Raw genomic sequence first — 7187 nt, 5'->3', positions numbered from 1 at the left:
CAAGCTGCTGTTGCCGCCTTTGGCAGGCATGGAATTAAAGCCTTCGAGGGCGTGTTTGTGCAAGGTGTCTTTGCCTTGTTTAATGCGAGGCGCCCAGTCTTCTTTTTTGCCTACGGCCGGAGCGCCGGGAATCAAGCCGCCGTGGCATGCTTTACAGTTCGCTTCAAAAACAGCTTTGCCGTCCACTTTGGCAGATTCGGCAGGCTTGGCTTCAGCGGCAGGCGCTTCGGCTTTCTCTTCGGGCTTGGCAGCTTCTTCAGGTTTCGCGGCTTCCTCTGCTTTGCTGGCGGCGGCTTCAACCTTAGCGGCTGCTTCTTGAGCGGCAGATGCAGTCGCATCGGCAGCAGAAGCGGCTTCGTTTTTCACTTCAGATGCAACGGCTTGAGCAGTCTCTTGTGTCTCCTGTTTAGCCTCTTGGGAACAAGCTGTCAAACCAGCCATCATCATTACGGCAATCAGTAATTTGTTCATGTTCTGTCTTTCCTTAATTTTATTTAAATCACTGTTTTATATAAACAGCTCAAAAATTCTAACACAGAAACTAATACTTTCGGCCTACACTATAATAAATATTGGTATAAATCAGATTTTGTCTCAAAAACTGAAAAACATATTGACACCACCTCTCTACTCGGATAGAAATCACCCCATTTGTCATGAAGCGCAATAACTTTCATTTTATTGTTCAAGAAGTTACTCATTTTATTTTCAAAGTTTCTTTTAGAATTCAACTTTTTACCGACTTCTCCATAAGTAGCGTCAACCTGAAAGCTATCCCCGTCCCAACCAGGCCGTCTGAATCCCAATCAGGTTTCAGACGGCCTTTTTGAATCATGTTAATAAACATTTGCCGCTTGGCCATGCAAAAGACACCGGCAGGCTTACTTGTTTATAGAGTTTTTCATATTCCGACTACGATTTAATCCAATGCCATTAGCCTTTTGCCAAGGTTTCAGCTTCAGCCCACAAGCCCCGCTTCTGCTCCGCCGTCAATTTCTTAATGCCGATTTCCCGTTTCAGCGCCTCACTTTTAGTCAGGCTGTCTGAAACGATGCGCATCTCGACAGGCTTGTTCAAACGCGTGTATTTCGCGCCTTTTCCTGACGAATGCGCCGCAAACCGCTCTTGCGGACGGTTGCTGATGCCGCAATAAAACGCGCCGTTTTCGCACAAAATCAGATAAACACTCCAATTTTCCGCGTTCATAAATCCCCTTCCTTGGCAAAACTCTCAGTAAAAATGCGCACGGCAGCCTCGGTTTTGGCAGACTGCACACGATAAGGCGTAACCAAATAAAGGCTGACCGGCGGCAATGTCCATTCGGGTAAAACGCTTTTCAGACGGCCTTGTGCAATTTTCTCCCTCACTTCGCCACCCACTTGCAAAGACAACCCGAAACCGCTTTCGGTCAGGCTGCGTACAGCAGCCAAATGCGTGCAGGCAATGCTGTCGGCGACGTCAAGGAAATAGCTTTCTTCACCATTTTGCAAGGTGGTGCGGACAGGTAAAAAATGCAGCCAGCGGTGGGCATGAAGCTGCGCGGGATGGGTAATGGGCGGATGACGGTCGAGATAATTGGGCGCGGCGCAAATGATATACGGCCACGTTACGAGATGGCGCGCAACCAGATTAGCATCGTCCAAAGCACGGTCGCCGCCGCGTATGGCGATGTCGGTCTGATTGTGTTGCAGGTCGTCCAAAGTATCGCTGAAATTAAGGATAGGACGGATTTTAGGGAACTCGGTTTGCAATCGCGAAAAGGCCGTCTGAAAAGCGCGGGATTCGATGACCGTAGAAGTCAGGGCAATCCGCAATTCGCCGACAGGTTCGGTTTTCAGATTGTCGATAACGGTACGCGTATCGGACAAGGTAGCGGCGAGGCGGCGGCAGTATTCGCCCAAGGCGCGGCCGGCATCGGTGGGCGAAAGGCTGCGCGTGCTGCGGTTTAACAGCTTGATGCCGTGCAGGGTTTCGAGGCGGTTGATGTGCTGGCTGACCGCCGACGGAGTCATGCCCAGCGCGGCAGCAGCGGCGTTCATGCTGCCGTGTTCGAGGACGGCGGCGAAAACAAGCAGGGGTTTGATGTCTTGCATTTCGACTGATTATGTAGTTCAACTTCACAATCATAACAGCAAAACAGGGATTATCAAGCGTTTCAGACGGTCTTACAATGCACTCATCTAATCAATCACATCCCCACAAGGAGTCAAACATGAAAATCGCAGTCATCGGTGCAACTGGTTATGTCGGCAACGCAGTCGTGCAAGAACTGGCAGGCCGCGGTCATGAAGTGACCGCTTTCGCCCGCAACACAGACAAAGTTTTCCAAGCGCAAAATATTGCCGCCGTCTCCGCAGATGTCAATGCGGCGGACTTCGCCGACAAGCTGGCAGGCTTTGACGCCGTGGTCAGCGCATTCAACCCGGGCTGGACCAATCCCAACATCGGCGCGGATTTTACACGCGGCGCAAACAACATCGTCGAAGCGGCAAAAGCGGCGCAAGTGCCGTATCTCTTGATTGTCGGCGGCGCAGGCAGCCTGTATGTCGCGCCCGGTTTGCAAGTTATCGATACGCCCGACTTCCCGAAAGAAATTTTCGACGGCGCCAATGCCGCACGCCATCTCTTGGCAGAAATCTTGCCGCGCCGCGACGTGAACTGGTCTTTCGTTTCCCCTCCGGCACGACTGGGCGCGGACAGCGGTTTCAGCGAAGACAAAACCGGCAAATACCGCTTGGGCAAAGACGATTTGCTGATGGACGGTGAAATTCCGGCAGGCATCAGCGTGGCTGATTTGGCAGTCGCCATCGCCGACGATGCGGAAAACAAAGCGCATTTGTTTGAACGCTTTACCGTTGCCGCCGCTTAACCGCCTTCATTTAAAGGCCGTCTGAAACCCAAAGTTTCAGACGGCCTTTTGCTATAATACGCCCATTAAATTTACCTATACGCGAGTTCCCATGTCCGCATCCCAACCCACCATCGCCGCCATCGCCACCGCACCCGGACGCGGCGGCGTCGGCGTGATCCGTCTTTCCGGTAAAAACCTACTGCCTTTGGCGCAAACCCTAAGCGGCGGCAAAACGCCCAAGCCGCGCACCGCGCTTTACACCGACTTTCTCGGCGGCGACGGACAGCCGATAGACAACGGCATCCTGCTCTACTTCGCCGCGCCCGCCAGCTTTACCGGCGAAGACGTGATTGAATTGCAGGGACACGGCGGCCCCGTCGTGATGGATATGCTGCTTTCGCGCTGCCTCGAACTGGGCGCGCGTATGGCGGAGCCGGGCGAATTTACCAAACGCGCCTTCCTCAACAACAAACTCGACCTAGCCCAAGCCGAAAGCGTCGCCGACCTCATCGACGCCTCCAGCAAGTCCGCCGCCCGCATGGCATTGCGTTCGCTCAAAGGCGCATTTTCCCAACACATACACGAGCTGGTGGACGACCTTATTACTTTGCGGATGCTGGTCGAAGCCACGCTGGACTTTCCCGAAGAAGACATCGATTTTCTCGAAGCCGCCGACGCGCGCGGCAAGCTCCAAGCCCTGCAAGGACGTCTGAAAACCGTGCTCGCCAGCGCGGAACAAGGCGCGATTTTGCGCGAAGGCATGAACGTCGTCCTCGTCGGCGCGCCCAACGTCGGCAAATCCAGCCTGCTCAACGCCTTGGCGGGCGACGACATCGCCATCGTAACCGACATCGCCGGCACCACCCGCGACACCGTGCGCGAACAAATCACCCTCGACGGCGTGCCCATCCACATCATCGACACCGCCGGCCTGCGCGAAACCGACGACGTGGTCGAACAAATCGGCATCGAACGCAGCCGCAAGGCCGTCTCCGAAGCCGATGTCGCCCTGATTCTGATTGACCCGCGCGAAGGCGTAAACGCCAAAACCCAAGCCATTTTGAACAGCCTGCCCGAAGGTTTGAAAAAAATCGAAATCCACAACAAAGCCGACCTGACCGGCGAACCCGTCGCCGTCCGTTCAGACGGCCTCGCGCAAACCGGCGTGGACACCGTCATCAGCCTGTCCGCCAAAACCGGCGCCGGTCTCGATTTGCTCAAACACGCGCTGTTGCAAGAAGTCGGCTGGCAGGGCGAAAGCGAAAGCCTGTTCCTCGCCCGCAGCCGCCATCTCAACGCCCTGCACGAAACCGAAGCCGAGCTGGAAAACGCCGCCCTCTGCAACAACAACCAAATCGAGCTTTTCGCCGAACACCTGCGCCTCGCCCAAAACGCCTGCAGCGAAATCACCGGCGAATTTACCGCCGACGATTTGCTGGGCGTGATTTTCTCGCGCTTCTGTATCGGCAAATAAAACGGTTTGCCATCAAATACAAAGGCCGTCTGAATGTTCAGACGGCCTTTTTTATCACCAAAACAAGCTTAATTTCACTTGCGTTTATTTATTGGCAGCTTCTGCCATATTTTTTGCGATTTTGGTTGCGCCAACTGTCAAACCGGACATACCGATCAAAGAAGCCGCAGCCAATTTGATTAATGTTTTCATTTTAACTCTTTTCTGTGTATTTATTTGAGGAAGCGTTGTGTGTTTTTATTTGTCGGCATCAGCCATATTGTGGGCGATATTGGTTGCACCGACGGTCAGGCCGGACATGCCGATTAAAGAGGCTGCAGCCAGTTTGATTAAAGTTTTCATTGTTTGTCTCACTTTCTTGTCTGTCGGCCGAAAAACGGCCTAAGTTGCGTTTTCTAAGGTATTGTAATTGATTCGTTTATAATTGAATTATTTGTGTATGGCCGTTTCGATATTACGGGAGATGCCGATGGCAGAAGCCGATATTCCGGACATACCGATTAAAGAAGCGGCAGCAAGCGTTATTAAATTTCCCATTTTAAGTAGTCCTTTTTCATAGAAACAAAATGTTATTTAACAACATACACATTTTTTCATCGGCATCTGCGCTACCGACAGGGCGAATCATACCGTTTTAAATGTAAACTAATACAGCTTAATCGTAAATATATAGCGTAAAAATCAAACATACAGATATTTTTTGTTAATTTTCATTATTTTTTGAAAATGACACCGATGTCTTACCAAATGACACCGATGTCTTGATTACATACGCACTACAAACGTGTTTCATTCCCCCCATAAAATCCCACTTTTTTTGTTGCAAAATTGCACTCTAAATAAAATAAATTTTAAAATTCAATATCTTATAAATTTATATTTATTGTTACAAAAATAACTATTTAGCCAAAAACAATACCCTTGATAGCTTCTTTTAAAAGAAAACCCACGTTACCCGCACATATCCGACCATAAAATGCGTTGCAAATATATGATATAGTGAAACATTCCGCGTATTGACTATTTCCAGCATGAACAACACCCTAATCCTGACCGGCGCGGCCGCATTTTTTATCGGCGCGCTGTTTGCTTGGCTGATAACACGCTACCAAGCCCAAAGCCGACACTTTATTGTTTTGCAAGAATTGGCCGAAGCCCGCCGCCTGCATGAGTTTGCCGAGCAGGTGCAGGCCCAGACTGCGGCGGATTTGGCGCAAAGCCGCCATACCGTGCAGGAATTGCAAGACGAATTGCAGGAGACGGGCAACCGCTTTGCCGCAGCCGAAAAACAGATTGCCTATCTGCAAGATTGCGAGGCCGAAGCCGAGGCTTTAAAACACGAATGTGCAAAATGGCAGCAAAGCGCGCAAAACCTGCAAATCAACAACGAACGCCTAAACACTCAGCTGGTTCAAGAGCAGGCCTTGAGTGCGGATAAAAATACGCTTTTGCGACAACAAGAAGCCGAAAAAGGCCGTCTGAAACAAGACTACGACACGCTGTTAGAGCAAAACCATGCGCTGCAAGTCCAAAACGAGCGCCTCTCCACACAACTGACCCAAGAAAAAGCCAATATCGATGACAAAAACAGCCTTTTACAGCAACAGGAAGCCGAAAAAGGCCGTCTGAAACAAGAATACGCCGCCCTTTTGGAGCAAAACCACGCACTTCAAGTCCAAAACGAGCGCCTCAACACCCAATCGGAAAAAGACCGTCAGGCCGCCGAAGAAAAATTGGCCCTGCTGGCAGATGCGCGTCAAAACCTGAGCGACCAGTTCCAAAACCTCGCCAACACTATTTTAGAAGAGAAAAGCCGCCGCTTTACCGAACAAAACCACGACCATCTCCAGCAACTGCTCAATCCGCTCAACGAACGCATACACGGCTTCAGTGAGCTGGTTCAGCAAACCTACGAAAAAGAAGCCAAAGAACGCCTGACCATCGAAAACGAGCTCAAACGCCTGCAATCTCTCAACACCCAGCTCCACCACGATGCCAAAGCGCTGACCACCGCGCTGACCGGCACGCAAAACAAAACCCAAGGCAACTGGGGCGAGATGATTTTGGAAAGCGTATTGGAAAATTCCGGCCTGCAAAAAGGCCGCGAATACATCGTTCAAGCCTCCAGCGTCCGCCACGAAGCAGACGGCACCCAACGCCGCCTTCAGCCCGACGTCCTCATCAATCTGCCCGACAACAAACAAATCGTCATCGACTCTAAAGTATCGCTGACCGCCTACGTCCGCTATACGCAAAGCACCGGCGCAGAAGCAGAACGCGAGCTTGCCAACCACGTCGCCAGTATCCGCGCCCACATCAAAAGCTTGGCAGCAAAAGATTACACCGACCTTGAAGGCGTCAAAACGCTGGACTTCGTCTTTATGTTCGTCCCTGTCGAACCGGCCTACCTCCTCGCCCTGCAACACGATCCAAACCTCTTCCAAGAGTGTTTCGACAAACGCATCATGCTGACCGGTCCCAGCACCCTGCTCGCCACCCTGCGCACCGTTGCCAACATCTGGCGCAATGAGCAACAAAACCAAAACGCGCTGGCAATTGCCGAAGCAGGCAGCAAACTTTATGACAAATTTGTCGGCTTTGTCGAAAGCATGGACGGCATCAATAAAGCACTTGTTCAGGCTCAATCCCAGTTTCAGACGGCCTATGGCCGCTTGGTTTCCGGCAGGGGCAATCTCATCAGCAGCACCGAAAAACTACGCAAATTGGGCATCAAAGCCGGCAAACAACTGCAACGCGATTTAGTAGAAAAAGCTATGTCGGAAAACGAAGACCACGCCACCTTACCGACCGCACAAGACCAAGAAAATGACTGATAAAACTTAAGACATTGCAAACAAAGGG

At 51.3% G+C, this 7187-nt stretch carries 6 protein-coding genes; 3 read left to right on the top strand and 3 right to left on the bottom strand.

Translation table 11 applies throughout. The features are described from left to right. From HMPREF2551_RS00490 to HMPREF2551_RS00480, 3 genes are all read right to left on the bottom strand, one after another. Positions 1–471: c-type cytochrome (locus HMPREF2551_RS00490; RefSeq protein ID WP_070836757.1), on the bottom strand; the 471-nt coding region annotated here is incomplete at its 3' end. 462 nt (positions 472–933) lie between these two features. Continuing rightward, on the bottom strand, positions 934–1206 hold the full coding sequence (locus tag HMPREF2551_RS00485; protein ID WP_070836756.1) for a GIY-YIG nuclease family protein: 273 nt from the start codon (positions 1204–1206) through the stop codon (positions 934–936). Next, positions 1203–2093, bottom strand: coding sequence for a LysR family transcriptional regulator (locus tag HMPREF2551_RS00480; RefSeq protein WP_070836755.1), 891 nt, complete (start codon positions 2091–2093; stop codon positions 1203–1205). Before HMPREF2551_RS00480 ends, HMPREF2551_RS00485 begins: the two co-directional genes overlap by 4 nt. A 119-nt stretch (positions 2094–2212) precedes the next feature. Here HMPREF2551_RS00480 and HMPREF2551_RS00475 point away from each other — a divergent pair, with 119 nt between their 5' ends. The 3 genes from HMPREF2551_RS00475 to rmuC all read left to right on the top strand — a co-directional run bounded on the left by HMPREF2551_RS00475 (position 2213) and on the right by rmuC (position 7159). Further along, positions 2213–2869 (top strand): NAD(P)-dependent oxidoreductase, encoded by a 657-nt coding sequence (locus tag HMPREF2551_RS00475; RefSeq protein WP_070836754.1) that lies wholly within the window; start codon positions 2213–2215, stop codon positions 2867–2869. A 91-nt stretch (positions 2870–2960) separates the two neighbouring features. Beyond that, entirely contained in the window at positions 2961–4325 is a 1365-nt protein-coding gene (gene mnmE / locus HMPREF2551_RS00470; protein WP_070836753.1) for a tRNA uridine-5-carboxymethylaminomethyl(34) synthesis GTPase MnmE, read from the top strand. Positions 4326–5356: 1031 nt separating this feature from the next. Beyond that, on the top strand, positions 5357–7159 hold the full coding sequence (rmuC, locus tag HMPREF2551_RS00465) for a DNA recombination protein RmuC (RefSeq protein WP_070836752.1): 1803 nt from the start codon (positions 5357–5359) through the stop codon (positions 7157–7159). Positions 7160–7187 lie beyond the last annotated feature (28 nt).

It is taken from the genome of Neisseria sp. HMSC066H01 (assembly GCF_001837375.1).
GTDB lineage: Bacteria > Pseudomonadota > Gammaproteobacteria > Burkholderiales > Neisseriaceae > Neisseria.
This window is presented reverse-complemented; position numbering and strand designations above follow the sequence as displayed.